The sequence below is a fragment of the Nocardioidaceae bacterium SCSIO 66511 genome (assembly GCA_023100825.1).
GTDB lineage: Bacteria > Actinomycetota > Actinomycetes > Propionibacteriales > Nocardioidaceae > Solicola.
The window spans coordinates 1335827-1357167 of sequence record CP095846.1; the positions used below are offsets into that span (position 1 = coordinate 1335827).

The 21341-nt window shown below is 66.6% G+C and carries 19 protein-coding genes and 1 pseudogene; 12 read left to right on the forward strand and 8 right to left on the reverse strand.

The features are described 5' to 3' along the window. The first annotated feature begins 15 nt into the window (after window positions 1-15). A complete protein-coding gene (locus MU582_06190; protein UPK76228.1) occupies window positions 16-1026 on the forward strand; it encodes a DUF3048 domain-containing protein in 1011 nt (336 codons plus the stop codon). 25 nt (window positions 1027-1051) lie between these two features. Here MU582_06190 and MU582_06195 read toward each other — a convergent pair whose 3' ends face one another. The 4 genes from MU582_06195 to MU582_06210 all read right to left on the reverse strand — a co-directional run bounded on the left by MU582_06195 (window position 1052) and on the right by MU582_06210 (window position 4286). Then, complete coding sequence (locus tag MU582_06195; protein UPK76229.1) at window positions 1052-1834, reverse strand: alpha/beta hydrolase-fold protein; 783 nt, start codon at window positions 1832-1834, stop codon at window positions 1052-1054. 66 nt (window positions 1835-1900) lie between these two features. Then, complete coding sequence (locus MU582_06200) at window positions 1901-2923, reverse strand: LacI family transcriptional regulator (protein UPK76230.1); 1023 nt, start codon at window positions 2921-2923, stop codon at window positions 1901-1903. A gap of 73 nt (window positions 2924-2996) precedes the next feature. Then, window positions 2997-3323, reverse strand: coding sequence for a DUF6385 domain-containing protein (locus tag MU582_06205; GenBank protein ID UPK76231.1), 327 nt, complete (start codon window positions 3321-3323; stop codon window positions 2997-2999). Between the two features lie 33 nt (window positions 3324-3356). Beyond that, window positions 3357-4286 (reverse strand): hypothetical protein, encoded by a 930-nt coding sequence (locus tag MU582_06210; GenBank protein ID UPK76232.1) that lies wholly within the window; start codon window positions 4284-4286, stop codon window positions 3357-3359. Window positions 4287-4451: 165 nt separating this feature from the next. On the opposite strand from MU582_06210, the gene MU582_06215 reads away from it, so the two are divergent. The 4 genes from MU582_06215 (at window position 4452) to MU582_06230 (ending at window position 9048) form a co-directional block, all read left to right on the forward strand. Then, the gene (locus tag MU582_06215) at window positions 4452-5735 is read left to right on the forward strand and encodes an extracellular solute-binding protein (GenBank protein ID UPK76233.1); all 1284 of its coding nucleotides are present in this window, start codon (window positions 4452-4454) and stop codon (window positions 5733-5735) included. Beyond that, window positions 5732-6655 (forward strand): sugar ABC transporter permease, encoded by a 924-nt coding sequence (locus tag MU582_06220; GenBank protein ID UPK76234.1) that lies wholly within the window; start codon window positions 5732-5734, stop codon window positions 6653-6655. The genes MU582_06215 and MU582_06220 overlap by 4 nt, the downstream gene beginning before the upstream one ends. Further along, entirely contained in the window at window positions 6642-7490 is an 849-nt protein-coding gene (locus MU582_06225) for a carbohydrate ABC transporter permease (GenBank protein UPK76235.1), read from the forward strand. Before MU582_06220 ends, MU582_06225 begins: the two co-directional genes overlap by 14 nt. Window positions 7491-7563: 73 nt before the next feature. Continuing rightward, window positions 7564-9048, forward strand: a complete 1485-nt coding sequence (locus tag MU582_06230) for a mannitol dehydrogenase family protein (GenBank protein UPK76236.1) — start codon at window positions 7564-7566, stop codon at window positions 9046-9048. Window positions 9049-9090: 42 nt separating this feature from the next. On the opposite strand, the gene MU582_06235 is transcribed toward MU582_06230, so the two are convergent. Together MU582_06235 and MU582_06240 are read right to left on the reverse strand one after the other, a co-directional pair. Then, window positions 9091-11331 carry a hypothetical protein gene (locus MU582_06235; protein UPK76237.1) on the reverse strand — a complete coding sequence of 747 codons (2241 nt, stop codon included), beginning with the start codon at window positions 11329-11331 and terminating at the stop codon, window positions 9091-9093. Between the two features lie 544 nt (window positions 11332-11875). Continuing rightward, a pseudogene (locus MU582_06240) lies at window positions 11876-12001 on the reverse strand (TetR/AcrR family transcriptional regulator). Window positions 12002-12198: 197 nt separating this feature from the next. Between MU582_06240 and MU582_06245 the strand changes: the two are divergent. Continuing rightward, window positions 12199-12699 (forward strand): hypothetical protein, encoded by a 501-nt coding sequence (locus MU582_06245; protein ID UPK76238.1) that lies wholly within the window; start codon window positions 12199-12201, stop codon window positions 12697-12699. Window positions 12700-13677: 978 nt separating this feature from the next. Continuing rightward, the gene (locus MU582_06250; GenBank protein ID UPK76239.1) at window positions 13678-15111 is read left to right on the forward strand and encodes an NAD-dependent malic enzyme; all 1434 of its coding nucleotides are present in this window, start codon (window positions 13678-13680) and stop codon (window positions 15109-15111) included. Here the strand turns inward: MU582_06250 and MU582_06255 are convergent. After that, window positions 15078-15863 carry a MerR family transcriptional regulator gene (locus MU582_06255; protein ID UPK76240.1) on the reverse strand — a complete coding sequence of 262 codons (786 nt, stop codon included), beginning with the start codon at window positions 15861-15863 and terminating at the stop codon, window positions 15078-15080. The two genes, MU582_06250 and MU582_06255, sit on opposite strands and share 34 nt — an antisense overlap. A 72-nt stretch (window positions 15864-15935) precedes the next feature. On the opposite strand from MU582_06255, the gene MU582_06260 reads away from it, so the two are divergent. The 5 genes from MU582_06260 to MU582_06280 all read left to right on the forward strand — a co-directional run bounded on the left by MU582_06260 (window position 15936) and on the right by MU582_06280 (window position 20799). Further along, a complete protein-coding gene (locus tag MU582_06260) occupies window positions 15936-16550 on the forward strand; it encodes a YqgE/AlgH family protein (GenBank protein UPK76241.1) in 615 nt (204 codons plus the stop codon). Between the two features lie 205 nt (window positions 16551-16755). Continuing rightward, window positions 16756-17025 carry a DUF3039 domain-containing protein gene (locus MU582_06265; GenBank protein UPK76242.1) on the forward strand — a complete coding sequence of 90 codons (270 nt, stop codon included), beginning with the start codon at window positions 16756-16758 and terminating at the stop codon, window positions 17023-17025. Window positions 17026-17195: 170 nt separating this feature from the next. Continuing rightward, the gene (locus tag MU582_06270) at window positions 17196-18185 is read left to right on the forward strand and encodes a zinc metalloprotease (GenBank protein ID UPK76243.1); all 990 of its coding nucleotides are present in this window, start codon (window positions 17196-17198) and stop codon (window positions 18183-18185) included. Then, on the forward strand, window positions 18182-19993 hold the full coding sequence (locus tag MU582_06275; protein UPK76244.1) for a DEAD/DEAH box helicase: 1812 nt from the start codon (window positions 18182-18184) through the stop codon (window positions 19991-19993). Before MU582_06270 ends, MU582_06275 begins: the two co-directional genes overlap by 4 nt. Before the next feature lie 155 nt (window positions 19994-20148). Then, complete coding sequence (locus tag MU582_06280) at window positions 20149-20799, forward strand: helix-turn-helix domain-containing protein (protein ID UPK76245.1); 651 nt, start codon at window positions 20149-20151, stop codon at window positions 20797-20799. Between the two features lie 4 nt (window positions 20800-20803). Here the strand turns inward: MU582_06280 and MU582_06285 are convergent, their stop codons facing one another. After that, window positions 20804-21277, reverse strand: coding sequence for an Lrp/AsnC ligand binding domain-containing protein (locus MU582_06285; GenBank protein ID UPK76246.1), 474 nt, complete (start codon window positions 21275-21277; stop codon window positions 20804-20806). Between the last annotated feature and the right edge of the window lie 64 nt (window positions 21278-21341).

Consider the following 21341-nt stretch of genomic DNA (forward strand, 5'->3'; position numbering starts at 1 on the left):
GTCACACTTGATCCCATGACCACAGCCCTTACTTCCGGTCGTACGCGCCTGCGCGCGTCGATCGCCATGTTCGCCGGGCTCGCCCTGCTCCTCGCAGGATGCGGCGGCGACGACGACTCGTCGAGTCCCGACGACACCTCGAACGAGCGCGGCGGCGGTTCTGCAACGGCCGTCTCGCCGCTCACCGGGCTGCCAGCAGAGAAGACGCCCGATAAGCCGGTGATGGTCGTCAAGGTCGACAACACAAGCTCCGCGCGGCCCCAGGCCGGCCTCGACGGCGCCGACCTCGTCGTGGAGGAGCTCGTCGAGGGCGGTATGACGCGGCTGGCTGCGTTCTTCTACAGCGACCACCCGAAGGAGGTCGGTCCCGTCCGTTCGATGCGCGACAGCGATGTGGGCATCGTCTCTCCGACCGGTGGCAAGCTCCTCGCATCCGGGGGCGCGCCGGGTACGACAGAGCGCCTCGACAAAGCCGGTCTCGACGTCCTCACCGAGGGTGACTCGGGCTTCTCCCGCGACAAGTCGCGTACCGCGCCGTACAACCTGATGGTCGACCTGGCAGCCGCAGCGGACAAGCTCGACGACAGCGACGCACCGGATGCGTACCTCCCCTTCGAAGAAGGCAAGCTCAAGCAAGGCAAGCCCGTCGACACGTTCAGCGTGACGTTCTCGGGCAGCAGTACGACGACCTGGGACCCGACCAAGGGCGGTTGGGTACGCGCGAACGGCCCGGTCTCGCCGAACGACGACTTCGTCGCCAACAATGTGCTGGTGCTCGAAGTCGAGGTCGGAGACGCCGGTTATCTCGATCCGGGCGGCAACCCGGTGCCCGAGACGAAGTTCGTCGGCGAGGGCAAGGCGCAGCTGTTCTCCGGCGGAAAGGTCGTCAAGGGCACCTGGTCGAAGGACGACTACGACTCGGAGATCAAGCTGGAGTCGGCCAAGGGCAAAGCCCTGTCGGTCCCGGCTGGGCACACGTTCGTCGAGCTCGTACCGAGTGACGCCGGATCGGTGCAGCTCGGCTGAGTCCGGCTGTCCAATCCGGGTCGGATCACCTCGACATCTGGTCGAGTGCGGCGACCGCCTCGGGCAGCCAACCGGAGTCCCAGCGGTGCTCGCGCCGGGTGTCGTTGCTGTAGTGGTGCGGTAGACCGAGTTCGTCGAGGAGTGCGTGGCCCGCGCTCAGATGGTCGAAACTCCATTCCGGCGCGTTCTTACCGAAGTTCCCGTAGCCGAACAACGCGATCCGAGGTGCGTCACCGAGGAGTCGGCCACGCGTCCGGAGCAGATGCGGGAGGGCGAAGGCCTGAAAGTGTTGCGGGTTGGGCCAGAAGTAGGGCATCTCCCACTGGTCGGGTTGTTCCTTCATGATCGGGGAGTCGAAGGCGGCCGCGGCTCGGAACAGCTCGGGATGGCGCAGCAGCAGCTGCAGTGCCGCTGAGCCGCCTTTGCTGTAGCCGATGAGCAAGCGAGGGAAGTCGGGATACAGCCCGTCGACGAAGCCCACGACGTCCTCGAGGAAGTACAGCACTTGCCGAAGCGTCTGCTGGTCCGGGAGATCGGTCATCCACGGCCAGTCCGCGAACGTGGGAGCCACGGCCACTAGGCCGTGTCGGTTGTGTAGGTCGTCGCGGAGGATCTGATCGAGACCGTCGCCCGAACGGTGGCTCAGCTCCGGGCACGAAGGCAGTACGTACAGGACTCGGGGCCGCTCGACCTTCTCCAGGTCGTCGGGCTCGAGAATGCGGATCGTCGTCTCGACCATCTGCCGGTCCGAGCGGACGGTGTACTGGAGATACCGGAGTCGCAAAGCCTCGGAGTACTGCGCAGGCATGGGAATCCTCTCGTCGTCGCGATCAGGTGTTTGCTTCGGGTGTTGCGATCCGGCCGATGCTCGCGGTCAGCGAGCATCGCCCGGGGGAGGCCCGACGGATGCACGTTCCACGAGTACGGGTGCCGGCTCCGCGAGTACGCTCTCGCCCTCGGTCGGTTCACGGATCTGGTCCAGGACGAGCTCTACTGCACGGCGCCCGACATCGGCCAAGGGCAGCATGACTGTGGTGAGCGCCGGGTTCAGATGTGGCGCAAACCAGGTGTCGTGGATTCCTACGATCGATACGTCGGTCGGGATCGACAAGCCTGCCGATACGACGCCGGCGTGTACGCCGAGCGCGCTGGTTGCGGTGACAGCGACGATTCCGGTCGGCCGGCCGCCCGCTGCGAAGTGGCGGGCGGTCGCCTGACGTGCGCTGTCGGCGTCCCAGTCGGCGTCGATCGCCGGACGCTGCGTGAGGCCGTGGCGCGTGAGCTCCTCCAGGTACCCCTGGAAACGGCGGTCGGTGGATCCTCCCCGTGCACCGACGAACGCGATGTCGGTATGCCCCGCCTCGATCAGGTGGCGCGTCGCCAGGGCGGCCGCCGCCGTGTCGTCGAGCCGGAGCGTACGAAGGCCGGGGGTGGCGCCGGCGTTGAAGACAAGGGTGGGAATCGCCGCCGCGACCTCCTGCAGGTTGCGACTCTCGACTGCATAGCCGCTCTGGATCAGCAGACCGTCAACGCGGTGGCCGTGCACCAGCGCACGAGCCGTTTCGCTCCTACCGAGCGCGTCGGCGTCGAGCATCACGATCGAGTACTTCCGTTCTGCTGCTGCCGTTTGGGCGGCCTCGACCATCTCCGCGTAGATCGGGTCGTTGACGTGGTGCAATGCGAACCCGAGCAGGGCAGTCTGCGAGCTGCGCAGTGCGCGGGCCGAGGCATGCGGTGTGTATTGCAGCAGCTCGATCGCCGACAGAACGCGTTCCCGCGTCTCCGGTCGGACCTTGAGGTTGGGGTCTTCGTTCAGAATCCGCGAGACGAGGCCGGGTGAGACCTCGGCGAGCCTGGCGACGTCGGGCAACCGAGGGGTTCTGCGGTGAGCCGACACGCTTCTCTCCTCCGATGTCCTTCTGACCGATCCTAGTGCCCTGCGTTTGAAGTACCTTGACGTCTTTGCCGGCTCAGCCCTTGAGGTTGAGATGGACGAGGACGCGCGCGGGTGTGTGTTCATGAGCCCCTGTGATTCGCAGCCGCACCCAGTTGCCGAAGACGGTCAGCGTGCTCTCGACGATCGACTCGTCCGCGGTGAGCGTCTGCGGGTCACCGCGGCGTACCCAGTTGACCCCGTCGGGGGAGACCTCCGTCGAGACCTCCAGCACGGGATGGTCGCCTTCGACCTGAGTGAAGAACACCGCCTCGGAGGCCCATCCCGCTTCGTAGGGGAGCGTGGCGTAATCGGAGTCGATGCGTATCCGGCGAGCGAGGACGGACGTGTACGTGGTGTGCACTTGGTGAAGTTCCTTCTGCTGACGGCGGTGTGGTCACTTGGTCGAGTACAGGACCGAGTCGAGGAAGAGGTGTACCGAACGGTTCGTGTCGGTCTCGACGTAGAAGATCGGGTTGATGAGGTTGTCGATCGAGCGGTAGCGGTCAGCAAGTGTCGGCTGGATCCCACGGAGGTCGAAGGTCTTGTCCATGCTCTGCAACTCGATGTACTCACGTGCCTCGACGTCGACGAGGAGCCGGAAGTACAACCAGTTCAGTTTGTCCGGCGACTCGTTGTACAGGAGGTCCTGCTCTCCACCGGGAACCCATTGATAGCCGTCGGACGAGCCGTCGTCGTACCGGCGGCCGTACCAGAGGTTGTCGATACCTGGCGCGCACCAGCCGTCCTCGACGCCGAAGTTCCAGTCTGCGTGCGTGACCTCGTCCGACGCCTTCCAGTACTGCCAGCGCTTGACGAGCTTGCCGTCGAGCGAGTTCACGTACCGCACACCGGGCATGTACCGGTGTTGGTGGTCTTGGATATCGAAGTAGAAGCCGAATGCCCGGAGGTCCTCCTCTCCGATGCCCTGCCGATCCTGGGTAGGCGTGTACGCGTACCACGCCTCGATCTGGATCTGCGACGGATCTCCGAAGCGGGAGAGTCGCTTGACCGCGACTCCCATGCTGCCGTCGGCCGGGGGTTGGGTGTGTGGGGCCGCGGTCGGCCCGGTGGTCAGCTTCAGCGAGTACGTGCCCTCCATCGACCCGTGCGAGGAGGCGAACCGCATCGCGGCCGAACTCAGCATGCACGGCGCCCAGCTGGTCAGGTCGACGGCGCTGTCGAATGACTCGTAGTCGTCGTAGACGAAGTTCGGGGTCAGGTCCATCCACCCGTTGAAGCCGGCGTCGAAGTCATCGAAGGTGATGACTCGCTCCAGGGGGTTGAAGCGCTCGATCTGTCGGTCGTACACGAGAGTCTTCTGCATACCTGCCTCGGTAAATCGTTGATGTGCTCGGGTGCAGTGGCTGGATCGCAGTGGATATTGAATCTTGCGGGATTCATGCCAGGCGTTGCAATCGTACGGTATAACGCTATACCGTACCGAGCGTCCTCGCCGTACGGCAGCTGACTCAGGGAAAGGAGGCTTCCTATGCGACGACGCAACTTCCTCGCCGGCGTCGGCGCCGCCGCGCTGACGGGAGGTCTCGTGGGGTGCTCGTCGGGGTTCTCCCGAGGTGAGCGAGACGGTGCCGGCACCACACTTCGAATGACGATGTGGACATCGGATCCGAACCATCTCTCGTTGTTCAAGAGCGTCGCCGACGAGTTCATCGCGAGCAGCAGTGCCGTGTCGGCCATCGAGTTCGAGAGCCTCACGCTCGATCAGCTCGACATGGTCCTCACCACCGGCATCACCGCAGACCAAGCGCCCGACTTGTCGTGGCTTCCGGTGGAGTCCAGCCTCGAGTACATCGAAGCGGGTGCGCTACTGGACGCCGCGCCCGTACTCACCGCCACCGACGGCTATGACTACGACGATCTCGTACCCAAGCTCCAGGAGCCGTGGCGCGTGGGAGATGCGCAGTACGGCGTTCCTTTCTCGACCGGGCCGCTCATCATGTACTTCAACAAGGACCTCTACGCCAAGGCGGGTGTGCGCTCGCCGCAGGAGCTCCTCGCCGACGGTACGTGGACCTGGGAGTCCTTCCGGGAGACGTCGAAGCAACTCACCGACGAGATCGGCTACCCGGGCTACGTCCTCAACGATTTCGACTTCCGGAACTGGACGCGACTCCTGCCGCTGTTGAACGCATACGATGCGACTCCGTGGAGCGATGACGCCGCCCGATGCACCGCCGACAGCCCGCAGATGCGACAGGCATTCGAGGTGTTCAACGGAATGGTCTTCGAGGACGGCTCCTCGCCGGTTCCCGGTCAACAGGTGGACTTCTGGGGCGGCCAGGCGGGTGCCACCTCGGCATTCCTGGGTTCCAGCACGCTCCTCGAGGACGCCGGGTTCGAATGGGACATCGTCCCTACCCCCGGTGGTCCGGCCGGGCAGGCGGTCGGCCAGTCGGCGATCGTTGCTCTCAGCGCAGGGAAGAATCATCAGGCTGCGTTGGAGTTCCTCGCCTTCCTGACCAACGCCGAGAACGCCGCACGGATCTCCAGCTTCTTCCCGCCAGCGCGCAAGAGCCTGCTGAACGCGGAGGTTCTTGCGAAGTCCTCCGGCGTTCTCACTGAGCAGCAGCTGGGTACGGTCGTCGGCTCGATCTCCGGAGACGCACAGATCTTCCCGGTCGCACCCAACGGTGCGAGTGTCGCCAACGCGCTCAACTCCGCCCTGGACGAGTTCGTGTACGCGCCGGACGTCGATCTCGACGAAGCGCTGCCCAAGGTCTGCAACGCGGTAGAGCCGGTGTTGTCGGCATGAGCGCGCGTACCAGAGTCTCTCGCTCACCCCAGGGGTCCTCGGAACGAGACCGTGGGCGTAACGGGTTCGGCTATGCGCTTCTTGCTCCGCAGCTGATCGGCTTCACGGCGGTCGGTGTGGTGGCGATCGTCTGGGTCGTTTGGTTGAGCCTGCATCACGTCAACATGCTGTCGGGTGAGCAGGAGTTCGTCGGGCTTGACAACTATGCCCGGATGTTCAGTGATCCGAGCCTGCTCACCGTCCTGCCCAACACCTTCATCTTCGCTTGCGTGCTCAGCATCGCCGGAACCGTCGCCGCACTTTTCCTGGCCCTGCTGCTCAACCAGTCGCTGCGGGGTATCCGGTTCTTCCGCTCGGTCATCTTCATACCGGCGCTGGTCACGATGGTGGCGTGGGCACTTGTCTGGAACTTCATCGTTCAGCCGGAGGGCCTGCTCGACGCCGCCCTCGGCACCGTCGGGGTTGACGGCCCGTCCTGGCTGCGCGGTGGGTGGTTGACGTTGGTCGTGTTCGCGGTCATCCAACTGACGAAGAACATCGGGATCAACATGATGATCCTGCTGGGCGCGTTGCAGGCAGTTCCGCAGGAGCTCATCGAGGCCGCCCGCATCGACGGTGCGAGCTCGTGGCGTATTGCGCGCAGCATTGTGATCCCGCAGATCTCGCCCGCGATCCTCATGGTCTTCATGCTGATGACCGTCGGCTCGTTCAAGGTCTTCGAGATCGTTCTGCTGCTCACCGAGGGCGGACCGGGGGTTCAGAGCTCGGTCCTGTCGTACGAGATCTACAAACAGGGATTCCTACTGAACGACGTGGGCTACGCGAGCGCACTCGCCGTTCTGCTGTTCGTTCTGATCCTGTTGCTGACTGCCGCGATCTGGCAGGCAAGGAGGCGGGTGGTCTTCCATGAGGACGACTGAGCAGAGGCGTCTCGTCGGGCGCGGGCTGAACTACCTGACACTGGTCGTGGTCTCGCTGGTCGCTCTGGCGCCGGTCTTGTGGATGGTCAGCGGCTCGCTCAAGTCGTCGAACGAAATCCTGCGCTACCCACCGACGCTGATCCCCGAGGATGTGCGATGGGACAACTACGCCAAGGTCTTCGACCTGCAGCCGTTCACAGAGCAGTTCCTCAACTCCGTGGTCATCATGGCGCTCGTCACGGTTCTCACGATCGTGCTGTCCGTCCCCGCCGGATACGCCTTGGCGCGGGTCAAGCCGATCGCGTCCGGCGCGATCTTCCTGGTGCTCCTCAGCGCCCTGTTCATCCCGCCCGAGGCGACGATCCTTCCGCTGTTCCAGTACGCCGCGAAGCTCGGCTGGGTCGATACCCACTATCCGCTCGTGGTCTTCACCGCCGTACTCGTCACTGCGCCGATCGCGACGTTCGTGATGCGTCAGACCTTCCTGACGCTGCCCGCCGAGCTCGAGGAGGCAGCCACCGTTGACGGCTCCAGTCGCCTCCGGACGATGCTGCAGATCTACCTGCCGCTCGCGCGCCCGTCCCTGGCCTCCGTCGTGGTGCTCTCCTGCTGGTACAGCTGGAACCAGTTCCTGGAACCACTCATCTACGTGCGGACGCCGGAGAAGCTGACGGTGCCGGTTGCGCTGACCCATTACGAGGATCCGATCGCGGGTCCCCTGTGGGGCGTGCAGATGGCAGCCACCACGTTGTCGGTCATACCGGTCCTGCTGGTGTTCTTCCTCGCGCAGCGGCATGTGGTCTCAGGCTTGACCGCCGGTGGGCTGAAGTCGTGATCCGCACGCGGTTGCATCACCCGGATCACCGAGCTGCGGCGGCCCGCCGGTGTCTCGATCAGAACGGAGCGCGATGAAGCTCAAGACGTCGAACCTATCCGGCCTTGCGCAGCGACTGCCCGTACCCGCGTACGACCGGGCTCGGGTACGGACCGGGATCGTGCACCTTGGTGTCGGCGGCTTTCACCGGTCACATCAGGCCCGCTACCTCGACGCGTTGTTCGGCAAGCAGCTGGGTCACGACTTCGGCATCACCGGTGTCGGACTGCTCCCGCAGGACCGTGCGATGCGCGACGCCCTCGACGATCAGGATCGGCTCTACACCCTCGTGGAGAAGGAGCCGGATGGCTCTCTGCGGCCTCGAGTCATCGGTTCGATCATTCGGTACCTGTACGCCCCGGACGACCTCGAGCGGGTTCTGAACGAGCTGATCGATCCGTCGACCCGCATCGTCACGCTGACGATCACAGAGGGCGGCTATCACGTGAACCAGGCGACGGGCGAGTTCGACCCGTCTGACGAGACCATCCGACGCGACCTCGTACGTGGAAGCCGACCCCAGACCGCGTTCGGGCTACTCACCGAGGCGCTGGACCGGCGCCGCGAGGCGGGCATCGCCCCCTTCGTCGTCGCTTCGTGCGACAACGTCCCGCAAAACGGAGCGCTGGCCCGTCGGATGCTCAGCGCATTCGCGCGCCGCAAGGATTCGCAACTCGGCGACTGGATCGATCGGGAAGTGCCGTTTCCCAACTCGATGGTCGACCGGATCACGCCTGTGACGACTGATGAGGACCGTACTCGCCTGAGCCAGGAGTTCGGCGTTGACGACTCATGGCCGGTTTGTTGTGAGCCGTTCAGTCAGTGGGTCGTCGAGGATCGGTTTCCGACCGGGCGGCCGCCCCTTGAGGAGGTCGGCGTTCAGTTCGTCGACGACGTCGAGCCGTACGAACGGATGAAGCTGCGGCTGCTCAACTCCGGTCACCAGGCGATCTGCTATCTCGGCTACCTCGCCGGATACCGCTATGCCGATGAGACCTGTAGGGATCCACTCTTCGTACGGTTCCTCGAGGCGTACCTCGACGGTGAGGCGACCTCGACGCTCGCTCCGGTAGCGGGCGTCGACCTCGGGGAGTACAAGGCTCAGATCGTCGAGCGATTCGCCAACCCGGCCATCAGTGACAGCCTGGCACGACTGTGCGCCGACACCTCCGATCGAATCCCCGCGTTCCTCCTGCCCGTCGTCCACGATCGACTCCGAGACGGACAAGACGTACGACACTCTGCGCTGATCGTCGCGAGCTGGGCGCGCTACGCACAAGGGGTCGACGAGAGCGGCGCGCCGATCTCGGTGGTCGACCGGCGGCGTGACGAGCTCATGGCCCGAGCAGCCCGGCACTCCGAAGACCCACTCGCGTTCCTCGGCGACCGCAGCCTCTTCGGCGACCTCGGTGAAGACCCGAGGTTCACTCGGCCCTATCTCGATGCGCTGGAGTCGCTGCGTGAGGTCGGTGCCCGGGAGACTGTGGAGCGCTGGGTTGCGGACCCCGATCCCTCGTAGCAAACGAGCACATCAAGCACACCGAGTGCGTCGACGGGTACATCAGCGCAGGCGGTAGATCGTCACATCGGCGTTGGAGTACACGGTTTCGGCGAACCTCGAGATCCGGGGCGAGACCTCGGTCGCGCGTCGGTCGGCGAAGATCCACTGCGCGTCGTACGACGAGCGAAGTGCGCGCGCAGTCGCCGCGCTCGGATCTCGGACCATGTCGAGGCTGAGCCGCAGCCGCTCGGGATACGGCGCAGGTCGACGCTTGTACGAGACGTCGTCGCGGTCAGTGACTTCACGGCCCTTCTCGATGTACGCCCACCCGCCGATGACCATCGGCCGGTCGCTGAGCGCGCTCACCCAGAAGGCGGTTGCCTGGCAGCCGGACTCGTAGCGGGTCGGAACGCAGAAGACGTTCGTGGCGACGGCACCGTCATCGGCGTGCTCGCGCAGCCAGAGCGCTGCCTGCTGTTCGTCAGCGGTGACCAGACGCGGGAGGTCGCGGTCGGTGTACGGAAGGGGTTTGCCGGAGATCGCGCGGTCGACCGGCATCCGGAGATCATCGATCGCGGCGGGTGTTCCGGCGGCGAGAGCGAAGACAAGGCCGAGTGTCGCGACCGGCACGACCGCAGTTGCGGTGACGGAGGAGCGAAGGCGCCAGCCGACGATGCAAGTCGCCAACACGGCGGCCGCGAGACCGTACGGCAGCAGCCGGTTGAACGGAGCGGTTCCGGGATCGGTCACGTCGGCGGCGGGCCACTGCAGGACCCACGTACCGACGGCGATGCCCGCGACGGCCACGGTGAGCAGTGGTCCGATGAGCACGCGCCGCGGCAGCTCACAGGCGACCCTGACGGCTACGACAACGCTCGTCATCATCGCGAGTACGATCACGACCCGCCAGAAGTACCGCTGGCTGTAGCCGGGTTGCTGCACCAGCCAGGAGGCGCACCACGCGGCGAACACCACGGCAGCCGACCACCAGATGCCGATATCGCCGCGCGTACGCCGGTAGGCAATACCGGACAGCCCGATGAGGCGGGCTGCTTGGGTGCCGAGGTAGACGCCGAACACTCCGGTGCCGACGAGGAACACCTGGTCGTCTTGCTCGGACGCGACCTTCACCGCCTCGTCGAGTTGCAGGGTGTCGAACCAGACGACACCAGTGCCCGACGAGCCGCCCATCAGCGCGAAGGACGACGCTGCGATCAGCGCCACCGCCACGATCGCCAACGCCAACGAACGTGCGGGGAGCCGTCGAGTACGCGCGTACTCCACCGCGGCGACTGCGAGAAGTGCGGCAACGACGATCGGCAGGTTGCTCGGTTTCGTACCCACCGACATGGTCATCAGCAGTAGCGTGACCACCCAGATCCCGAGACGGTTCTTGCCGCGCAGCAGCTCGATCATCGAGCCGCTGAGCGCGAGCATCATCACCAGTCCGAGCACTCCGGACGGGCTGACTGCCATGAAGCCGTTGGTGATGGCTTCCTGCCTCGGTTCGCCGAGCAGCACGACGACGGGCACCGCGGCAACGACCGTCGCACCTGCCGGACCGACCCACCAGTGCCTGCCGAAAGCGCCGTCCTCGGCCATCAGTCGGCGTGCGAACGCCGTCGCGGCGACCACCATGGACACTGCCATCGGCACCGACCACAGCGCGAACAGAACTGTCGTCGACGGCACACCGCTGAGCTGGGAGGTGACCGCGACATCGGCATTTGCGAACCAGTGGTAGCGCTTCGGCTCCCCGGCAAGCTGCGGCTCCATCAGCCGCAGCGTGTGTTCAAGCGCGTTGACGAGGGTTTGCTGGAACCACATGTCGGGGTGGATACGGGTGTCGTCGCTTCCCGGAAGGGACCGCTGGCGTAGCTCGGTGACGTACTGGTATCCGAGCGTCGCCAGGCAAACCGCGGCAGTGCAGACATGCCATCGCCAGGGGGTCGCGTCGGCGCGGTGGCGCCGGGGCAGCCAATGACGCCGCAACGACGGAACCACGACGTAGAGCGCAATCGCGGTGATCGGCCACCACCACGCCAGAACGGCGTTGCCGACGATGACGGCGGGTACCCAGGCAATGAGTAACAGCGCGATGCCGAGTGCGTTGCCGAAGCCGAGCTCCTCGGCGAGGCTCGAAGGCGCCGCGAACGTACGCCAGACGAGGACGCCCGGAACGGTCGTCGACACCAGCCAGACGATGAGGTACGCGAGCGCATCCCCGGTCGCGACGCCGATCGCGGCGGGCACCGCAACTGCTGCCGCGGCAACGCTCAGCCAGGCGACCGTCGCCGCCACGGCACCCTTACGCACAGGCGGTCGGTCACGAGCGGACGGCGGGTCGGCCGCCTCGTCACTCCTCCACGTCGTCAGCATTCTCGGAGGAGGCGTCTCCGTGCGCGGCCGCCACCGGGTCGGCGGCGGCGTCGATCTGCCGGAGGCCGGCGAGTACGGACATGATGACGATCTGGACGTTGGTGCTCGTGCGCTCGGGGTCCTCGGCGTCGGCGACGAAGGCTCCCGCGGAGCGCATCGCCCCGAAGAAGACGAAGGCGAACGTCTCGCGGAGGTCGTCGTCGATCTCGGCGTTCTTGAGTAGGTCGCTGACGATCGTCTGCACGATCCCGTAGGTCGAGCTGTGCTCGACCGCCTCGGTCCGCTCGGCCCCGAGCGCGACGGGCGCCTCCTGCATCACCAGGCGGCGATACGTCGGTTCCTGACACACCTCGAGGAACGCCTGTAGGCCGGCCTGCGCCTGTGCCCACGGGTCCCTCTCCTTGCGCACGGCGCGCCGAATGGATTTCGTGGCGTCCTTCTGCGTGCGCTGGAAGACATCTTCGAAGAGGTCCAGCTTGCCGCCGTAGTGGTGGTAGAGGGCGCCCTTGGTGACCCGAGCGGCTCGCACGATCTCATCGAGCGAGGTGCCGGCGTAGCCGCGTTCGGTGAACAGCCGCTCGGCGTTCTCCAAGAGGGCCTTGCGGGTCGCGGAGGAGTACTCCTGTCGCCGCGGAGTCGCACGGGCAGCGGCGCGCAGCACCTTCCGAGGAGTCATGCGCGCCAGCATACGTGCGGGTGGTCGGACTCACATACCGACGGTTTGCTTCTGACGTCGGTATCAAACATACTGTTGGTACGTACCGACGGTATGGAGAAAGGAGCAGGCCCATGACATGGGATGCATACCACCGTCGCAATGACGCACTCCGCAAGGTCGCAAGTAGCGCCGATCGGCGCCGCGACGGAGTGTTGCCCTGGGGGGAGTACGACACAGATCAGATCTTCGACTCAGCCGATGACCTACTGCTCGCGCTGCAGATGCGCTGGACAACGCGCCTTCGCGCGTACGTCCACGCCGAGCTCGACGAGCAGCCGGTCGATCTGGCGGCCGCAGCGGCGCGCGCATGGCGCCTCGCCGCGGCGGACCTGCCCGGCACCCGCGCGATCCTCGACGCACAAGAGGCGAACCCTGCGCTCGGGCCCGCCCGCGCCAAGGAGCTCGCGTTCCTCGCGAGCGCCGCGGGCCTGGCCGATGTGAACGGCACCGAGGCACAGCTACTCGGTCGGCGTATCCGCACGAGCGGACGTTCCATCACGCTCGAGCGGCAGGGCACGCGTGGCCGCGGGCCGCGCCTGCTGCGCAGACTGCGCGAGGCCGTCGCCGCATAGCAAAGATCTGACCGACTCCCGAACTGGCCCCGTACGCCGTGCACCCTCCCTCCGCCCGGCGTACGGGGCTCTCTACTTTCCGGACGCTGTCGGCGTTGCCGCTTCTGCGGTGCGACTACCCGCGTGCCTGGTCCTCGCACCGTGTTGGCGCTCCCGCTTCGTCGCGGCGGCTACCCGTCTGACCTGTTCGGCTTCGGTGTCGGCTTTCCCGCTTCTGCGGTGCGACTACCCGCCGCTTCGCTTCTCGTCGCTGTCGGCTTTTCGTACATCTTCGGCGACTACCCGCTTGCCCGATTCCGGCTCGCTGTCGGCTTTCCCTGCTACCTCGGCTGGGCAAAGACGCGGCGACGCGGGAGCCGCAGCTACGTGGTTCGGTTGCTTGCCGGCTTTCCCGTTTCGGTTGGCTTTTGCGGGGTCGGTGGGTGGTGGTTCACCAGGTAAACATGGTGAAGTGCCGCTTTGCATGGCAGGGACACCGTGCAAAGTGAGTCGTTGTCGTGCTCGTTGGTACGTACGTGGTCGCTGTGGCAGGAGTCGACTTCTTCGCGTTGCGCGCGCTGACCGTCGTGCGGTTTGCCTTGGGACCAAGGGCAAACCGCACCCCGCAGCCGCACGCCCCACGGCAAACCGCACTGTCCCAAGGGACACGTCCCGCGGACAGTGACAAGCTGCCTTGGGAAGCACGACACCTTGCCCTGCCACCACCTCAAAGTGGCGGGAGAGCCGCCAAACAACCGAACCGAAGTGGCGCTCCGGCGTCGCCGCGTCTTTCCAGGACCGAAGGAGCGCCGAAACCCGGCAGCGAACACGAACCACCTGGCCACGGACGCCGCCATGGACCCGACGGAGCGGGAGAGCCGACGGAGAGCCGGAATCGGGCAGTTGGGTGGTCGCACTGACGAAGGCGAGGGCCGTCCGTCACCGGCCGGCGACGGGCCCGCGATTGTCGTACGCGGGTCAGTACGGAAAGATCGAGGCGTGACAGCGCCACCAAGCATCTCGTACTCGATCACCATTCGTCTCGAAGTGCCCGCCGGGGGATCGGCGGTCGGTCAGCTGACCGGTGCCGTCGAGCAGGCCGGAGGCATGATCACGGCGCTCGACGTCACGGGCTCCGGCACCGACCGGCTGCGCATCGACGTCACCTGTGCCGCGTCCGACACCGATCACGCGCAGGAGATCGTGCAGTCGCTCGAGCGGCTGCCGGACGTCGAGGTGCACAAGGTCTCCGACCGGACGTTCCTGATGCACCTCGGCGGCACCATCCAGATGGACGGTAAGCACCCCATCCGCAACCGCGACGACCTGTCGATGGTCTACACACCCGGCGTCGCACGAGTCTGCGAGGCGATCGCTGCGAAGCCGGAGGACGCCCGCCGGTTGACCGTCAAGCGCAACTCGGTCGCGGTTGTCACCGACGGTTCTGCCGTGCTCGGACTCGGCAACATCGGGCCGGCCGCAGCCCTGCCGGTCATGGAGGGCAAGGCCGCACTCTTCAAGCGGTTCGGCTCGATCGACGCGTGGCCGCTGTGTCTGGACACCCAGGACACCGACGAGATCGTACGTACGGTCGCGGCGATCTCACCGGGTTTCGCCGGGATCAACCTCGAAGACATCTCTGCGCCGCGCTGTTTCGAGATCGAGCGCCGGCTGCGCGAGCAGCTCGACATACCGGTGTTCCACGACGACCAGCACGGCACCGCGATCGTCGTACTCGCCTCGCTGCGCAACGCGCTGCGCGTCGTCGGCAAGTCCCTGGAGTCCGTACGCGCGGTCATGGTGGGCGCCGGCGCCGCGGGGAGCGCGATCCTGCGGCTGCTGCTCGACGCCGGCCTCCACGATGTCACCGTCGTGGATGTCGACGGCGTCATCCATCGCGGTCGCCAGGGTCTCGACGACTCCCTGCAGTGGATCGCGGATAACACCAACCCCGAGGGACGCACCGGCACCCTGCAGGACGTGCTCGCAGGAGCCGACGTGTTCGTCGGGGTGAGCGCACCGAATCTGCTCGACGGTGACGATGTGGCCTCGATGGCCGACGACGCGATCGTGTTCGCGCTCGCGAACCCGACGCCGGAGGTCGACCCCGCAGTCGCCCGGCAGCATGCGACCGTCGTCGCCACCGGGCGTTCGGACTACCCGAACCAGATCAACAACGTGCTCGCCTTCCCGGGAGTGTTTCGAGGCTTGCTCGACGCGCACTGCCGGGCGATCTACCCGTCGGCACTACTCGCCGCGGCCGAGGCGATCGCGGGCAGCGTGCGCGACGACGAGCTGAACCCGAACTACGTCATTCCGAGCGTGTTCCACGCCGAGGTCCATCAGCGCGTTGCGACGGCCGTACGCGATGCCTGTGAACGCGTTGAGGGCTCGGCCGATCAGGACGCGGAGTCGTCGGATCCGGCCAGCTGATCGAGCTCGTCGCCCATCGCCGCGGAGATGGCCGCCGCCAGCTCATGGCGGAACACCGACAGCACGGCTTGTCCTGCCACGGGCATCAGCACCGAGATGACCCGGAGTACGGCGTCCCACTGGTCGTCGGGCATGTCCTTCTCGACGAACGGCTGCCAGATCTGGGTACGCACCTCGTCGACGAACAGCTCGGCGACGGAGCGCAGCTGCTCGGACATGGCCGGGAGCATGTTGAAAACAGTGTCTGGCTGCAGGCCGATGGCGATCGCCTGGGTGCCGGCCCGGACGACGGTCGGCCGGCGGAGCAGCAGCTGGTCGTTCTCGCGGCGCTCCGCGAGGTCGAGCTCGACCAGTCGTTCGATGAGGTGCTCGTCGCGTTCGAGTCCCGAGAGCGCCAGCAGCGTGTCGACACTGACCAGTTCGGGTTCCTCGGCGGTACGTAGCGGTGCGTCGATCACCTCGAGCAGATCGAGCGCATGCGCGGCCGAGTCGTCTGGCCGCGCCAGCAGGGCCTTCTCGACGGCCGCGAGCGTGTAACCGCGATCGACGAGCTCGCGGACGAGCTGCAGCCGGCGTACGTGCGCTTCGCCGTAGTAGCCAGTACGCCCCTCGAGACGTGGCGGTGGAATGAGCCCGCGGCTCGCATACGCGCGTACGTTTCGTACGGTCATACCGACGCGCGTCGCGAGCTCGTCGATCGTGATCTCCGGCTCCGGCGGATTGTCGGAGGATCGCTCGTTGGCGGTCGTCATGGCGTCCATCCTTGCAGCCGACCGTGCAGACGACGTTGCGACCCGCGACGGCGCGGGTGACACCATGTGCATATGGACGACGCGACGAGTGGAGGCACCGAGCCCCTGCCCGATGAGGGTGGGAGCGCTGGTGGCGGCCTCACCGGCCAGCTCCTCGTCGCGACACCGGCGCTCGTCGACGGTCATTTCCGTCGTTCGGTAGTACTCGTACTCGACCATGACGATGACGGCGCACTCGGCGTGATTCTCAACCGGCGCACGGAGATGAACGTCGACGACGTACTGCCCGGCTGGTCGGGCATTGTCTCGGCCCCGGGCGGGGTGTACGAAGGTGGCCCAGTCGCCACGGACTCCGCCCTCGCGGTCGGTCTGCTCGGTGTCGACCCCGCCGACGAGCCGATCGCCTGGCGGCGGATGTTCGGACGCGTCGGCCTGATCGACCTCGACGCGCCGGCGACGGTCGTCGCGGATGCGCTCGTCGGGATGCGGATCTTCGCCGGATACGCGGGCTGGGGAGTCGGTCAGCTCGAATCGGAGATCGAGGAGGGCTCCTGGCTCGTACTCGCCGCTACCGACGCCGACATCTTGCACACGACGCCAGACACGCTGTGGCGTGACGTACTGCGACGCCAGGACGGCGAGCTGCGACTACTCTCGACGTACCCCGAGGACCCGACGCTGAACTGATGGCTGACCGGTGAGCAGGGTGCACTAAGAGATCGCGCGGATAGGTATCGCCGGGCTCACGGGCCTGGGACATCCCGACCGGCTGCGTTGTGGTCGCTCGCCGGAGAGACCAACTACTACTTCGCTCCCACGCCTTGCCGGATCGCGCGCCCAGACCCGCTCCCTTACCGTCGCCCCTATCCGCGCGACCTCTTACACTGAGCGCGTGGGTATCTCTTTGAGTCCGGGCACGAAGACCGTCGACGACGCGCGTACGAAGCCGACGACCGACGACGGTGACCATGAGCGGTTCTCGCATTACGTCGCGAAGCAGAAGCTCACCGACGCGATGGTCAACGGCACGCCGGTCGTCGCACTCTGCGGCAAGGTGTGGGTGCCGAGCCGTGACCCGCAGCGTTATCCGGTCTGCCCGGAGTGCAAGGAGATGTGGGACTCCTTCAAGCCCGGCGACGACGGCGACGACTCCAAGGACTGAGGGGCGGAAGCCCGAAACCGCGCCGTCTGCGGCGTGTCGTCGGACCCGCTCGCGGGTGTTACCCGGGTTCGTGTGGCAGGTGGCCTGAGCGTCGCGTAAGGTGCGCTTCCAGACAGTTCGGCGGGCCTCGGGTTCGTCGCGGTTCAGTGGACAATCGAGGGGAATCTCAAGTGTCTGTACTACGTCGCTGTGTGCAAACGGCCGTCGGAGCATCCGTTGGCGCACTCGCCCTGGGCACGCTTGCCGCGCCCACCGCATCCGCCGCGCCCGCCGATCTCGGTGCAAGCGTGACCGCCGCTCAGGAGTGCGCTCCGGGACAGGGAGCCCTGTCCGCGCGCACCGATGACGGCTACGTACGCGACTCCGGCCCGAGCGCCGCGGAAGTACGCGAGTACGAAAGCCGGTTCGACGCCGCGCTGAAGCAGCTTTCGCCGCCCGAGCGCGCGGCCGCCATCCGTGGCGACGGGAAGGTCATCACGATCCCCGTGCACGTCCACGCGATCCAGCAGACCAAGAACAAGGTCAAAGCGCCGCGGAAGCGGATCACCCAGCAGATCCGGATCATGAACCGCGCGTACAAGGGCAACCAGAGCAAGCATTCGGTGCGGACCAAGTTCCGGTTCAAGCTGAAGAGCATCGACCGCCCGGTCAACAAGCGCTGGTACACCGCGGCGCTGGGTGATCGCGCTGCCAACAAGATGAAGCGCAAGCTGCACAAGGGCGGCCCGAGCGCGTTGAACCTCTACCTGTCCGCTCCGGAGATCTCCGGCGGCACGCTGTTCGGCTGGGCGACGTTCCCCGCCGATCTCAAGCGCAACCCGAAGATCGACGGTGTAGTGATCAACTACGGCAGCATGAAGAACGGCCGGTTCAACGGCTACAACAAGGGCGACACCGCCGTGCACGAGGCCGGTCACTGGCTCGGGCTCTACCACACGTTCCAGGGCGCCTGCAGCAAGCTCAACGACCGCGTCAAGGACACCCCGCGTGAGGCGACGCCGAACTACGAGTGCCCGAAGGGCCGGGACACCTGTAAGGCGCCCGGTAAGGACCCGGTCCACAACTTCATGGACTACTCGTACGACCGCTGCATGAACCAGTTCACGTTCGGTCAGAACAAGCGCATCAACCGGCAGTGGGCGGCGTTCCGCGCTCGATGAATCCTGCGTCCCAGCTGCCCCCGGCTTATCCGGAACGGGCAGCCTGGGGCACGGCGCCGAAGCTGCGCGCGTGGCAGGCCGCCGCGATTGAGCGGTACCGCACGACCAGGGGTCGCGACTTTCTGACGGTCGCGACCCCAGGTGCGGGAAAGACCACTTTCGCCCTGCGCGTCGCCGCCGAGCTACTCGAGCGGCGTGTCGTCGAGCGGCTCGTCGTCGTGGCCCCGACCGATCATCTGAAGACCCAGTGGGCGGAGGCGAGCGCGCGCGTCGGTATCGCGCTCGACCCGGCGTTCTCGGGTCGCCGGGGCAAACTCGCCGACGACTACAACGGGATCGCACTCACCTACGCGGGAGTCGCGGCCAACCCGATCGCGTACCGAGTACGCACGGAGCGGTTCAAGACCCTCGTCATCCTCGACGAGATCCATCACGCGGGCGACGCGCTGTCGTGGGGTGAGGCCGTACAGGAGGCGTTCGAGCCGGCGACCCGGCGGCTCGCCCTGACCGGCACACCGTTTCGCTCCGATACGAACCCGATCCCGTTCGTCGAGTACGAACGACTCGACGACGGTGTGTCTCGGAGCCGGGCCGACTATTCGTACGGCTACTCCGACGCGTTGAGCGACGGCGTGGTACGCCCGGTGCTGTTCATGGCGTACTCCGGCGATATGCAGTGGCGCACGAGTGCGGGCGACGAGGTGAGCGCGCGGCTCGGCGAACCACTCACCAAAGACATCACCGCGCAGGCGCTTCGTACCGCGCTGGATCCCAAGGGCTCTTGGGTGCCCGCGGTTCTGCAGGCGGCCGACAAGCGACTGTCCGAGGTACGCCGCCACGTCGAGGACGCCGGCGGGCTGGTGATCGCGACCGATCAGGAGTCTGCGCGCGCGTACGCCAAGATCCTGCGCTCGATCACCGGCGAGGCGCCAGCGGTGGTGCTCTCGGACGAACCCAAGTCGAGTGAGCGGATCGCGGACTTCGCGGAGTCCGATGACCGCTGGATGGTCGCTGTGCGAATGGTCTCCGAGGGCGTCGACGTGCCCCGGCTGGCCGTCGGGGTGTACGCGACGACGGCATCCACCCCGTTGTTCTTCGCGCAGGCGATCGGGCGCTTCGTACGAGCCCGTCGTCGCGGCGAGACCGCCTCGGTGTTCCTGCCGAGCGTACCGGCGCTGTTGCGGCTGGCGTCCGAGCTGGAACGCGAGCGCGACCACGTTCTCGGGCGCTCAGTGCGCGACGATGACGACATCTTCGCGGCGGAGGAGCAGCTGCTCGCACAGGCGCAGCAGAGCGCCGACGAGGCCGCGGAGCCAGCGGGAGACTTCGAGGCACTCGGCAGTGACGCGGAGTTCGACCATGTGCTGTTCGACGGTGCGGCGTTCGGACATGAGGGCAACGTCGCCGTCGGCAGCGACGAGGAGATGGACTTCCTCGGCATCCCCGGGCTGCTCGAGCCCGAGCAGGTGCGCGAGCTGCTCCGCCACCGGCAGAGCGAGCGGCTCTCGGAGCAACGTCGACGCGATCGGGCGGCGAAGTCGCACGGTGCGCACGCGGCTGCTGAACACGGTGAGCATTCCGCTGCCGACCATGCCGGACAGCCCTCTGCCCATCAGCGCATCGCCGTGTTGCGCCGTGAGCTGAACGGGCTCGTCGCGGCCTGGCACCACCGGACCGGCCAACCACACGGCGTCACCCACAACCAGCTGCGCAGCGAGTGCGGCGGACCCCCGGCAGCGCAGGCTTCGGCCGACCAGCTGTCGGCGCGGATCGACAAGCTGCGGGAGTGGGCTTCGCGGCGTACGTGATTTTGTAGCTATCGCGCATAGATCCAATAGGTTCGTATCGATGCGTGATAGATACCGAAAGCTGCGGGAGTATCGTTCGGATATGGAACGCGCAGATCCGGTACGCGTAGGTCCGGTACGCAGCGCAGTGACCGAGCCGTCCGGGGCGGTCGGCGATGGCCGCTGAGATCTCGCAGACCCTCGACCGTGGGCTACGCCTGCTCGATACCGTCGCGCTCGAACCCGCCGGCTACTCGATCGGTGAGCTGTCCGAACTGCTGGAGCTCAACCGCACCGTCGTGTACCGGCTGGTTGCCACGCTTGAACGCCACGGTCTGGTCCACCGCGACCGATCCGGGCGGGTGACGGCCGGGGTCGGGCTGATCCCGCTCGGCCATGCGGTGCGTCCGGTGCTGCAGGCGCGGGCGACTCCGGTGCTGCGTACGCTCGCGGACGAGGTCGGCGCGACCGCCCACCTGACCGTCGCCGAGGGCGATGAGGCCATCGCGATCGCAGTCGTCGAGCCGCGCTGGACCGACTTCCACGTCGCGTACCGCGTCGGCGCTCGACACGACGTCCACGACGCCGCCGCCGGACGCGCGATCCTGCTCGGGCGTTCGATGACGGCCGGCAAGTCGACCGACACGATGTACGTCGCGAGTGCCGGTGAGCTGCAGCGCGGTGCCCGCGGCGTCGCGGCTCCGGTGCGAGGCGTCGACGGCCTCGATGCGTCGATCGGCATCGTCAGCCTGCATGACCTCGCCAACGACGACATCGGACCGCTGGTCGTACGCGCCGCGACCGCGGTTGCCCGCGCCCTGGAGTAGGCGGTCAGCCCTGCGCGGCATCGACGAGCGGAGCGACCCGATGCCGCAGCTGCGTCGCAAGTGCGATCACCGTCGCAGTCCGCTCGACGCTCTCGAAGTCGACGACCGAGTCGATCACCCGCTGCAGATCGGAGTTCGACTTCGCGACGACCCGGCACCAGAGGTCACCGGCGCCGGTGATCGTGCAGGCCTCGATCACCTCGGGGATCTCCGACAGGTGACGCGAGACGCGTTCGTGGCCGGCATCCTGGCGAATCTCCAGCGTGAGGAACGCGGTCACCGGATACCCCAGCCGCTCCGGGTCTATCGTCGGCGCCCAACCGGCGATCACGCCGCGCGCGGCGAGCCGGTCGAGTCGCGACTGCACGGTGGCCCGCGCGGCCCCGAGTCTCCGCGACGCCTCGAGTACGCCGATCCGAGGTTCTTCGAGGAAGAGCGAGATGATCCTGGCATCGAGTCCATCGATCGGTGCGTTCATGCCGAGATTCTAGACAAATTGTGCATTGAATCTGGTCTGCCTTGCGCAGTGTGTTCGGTCACCG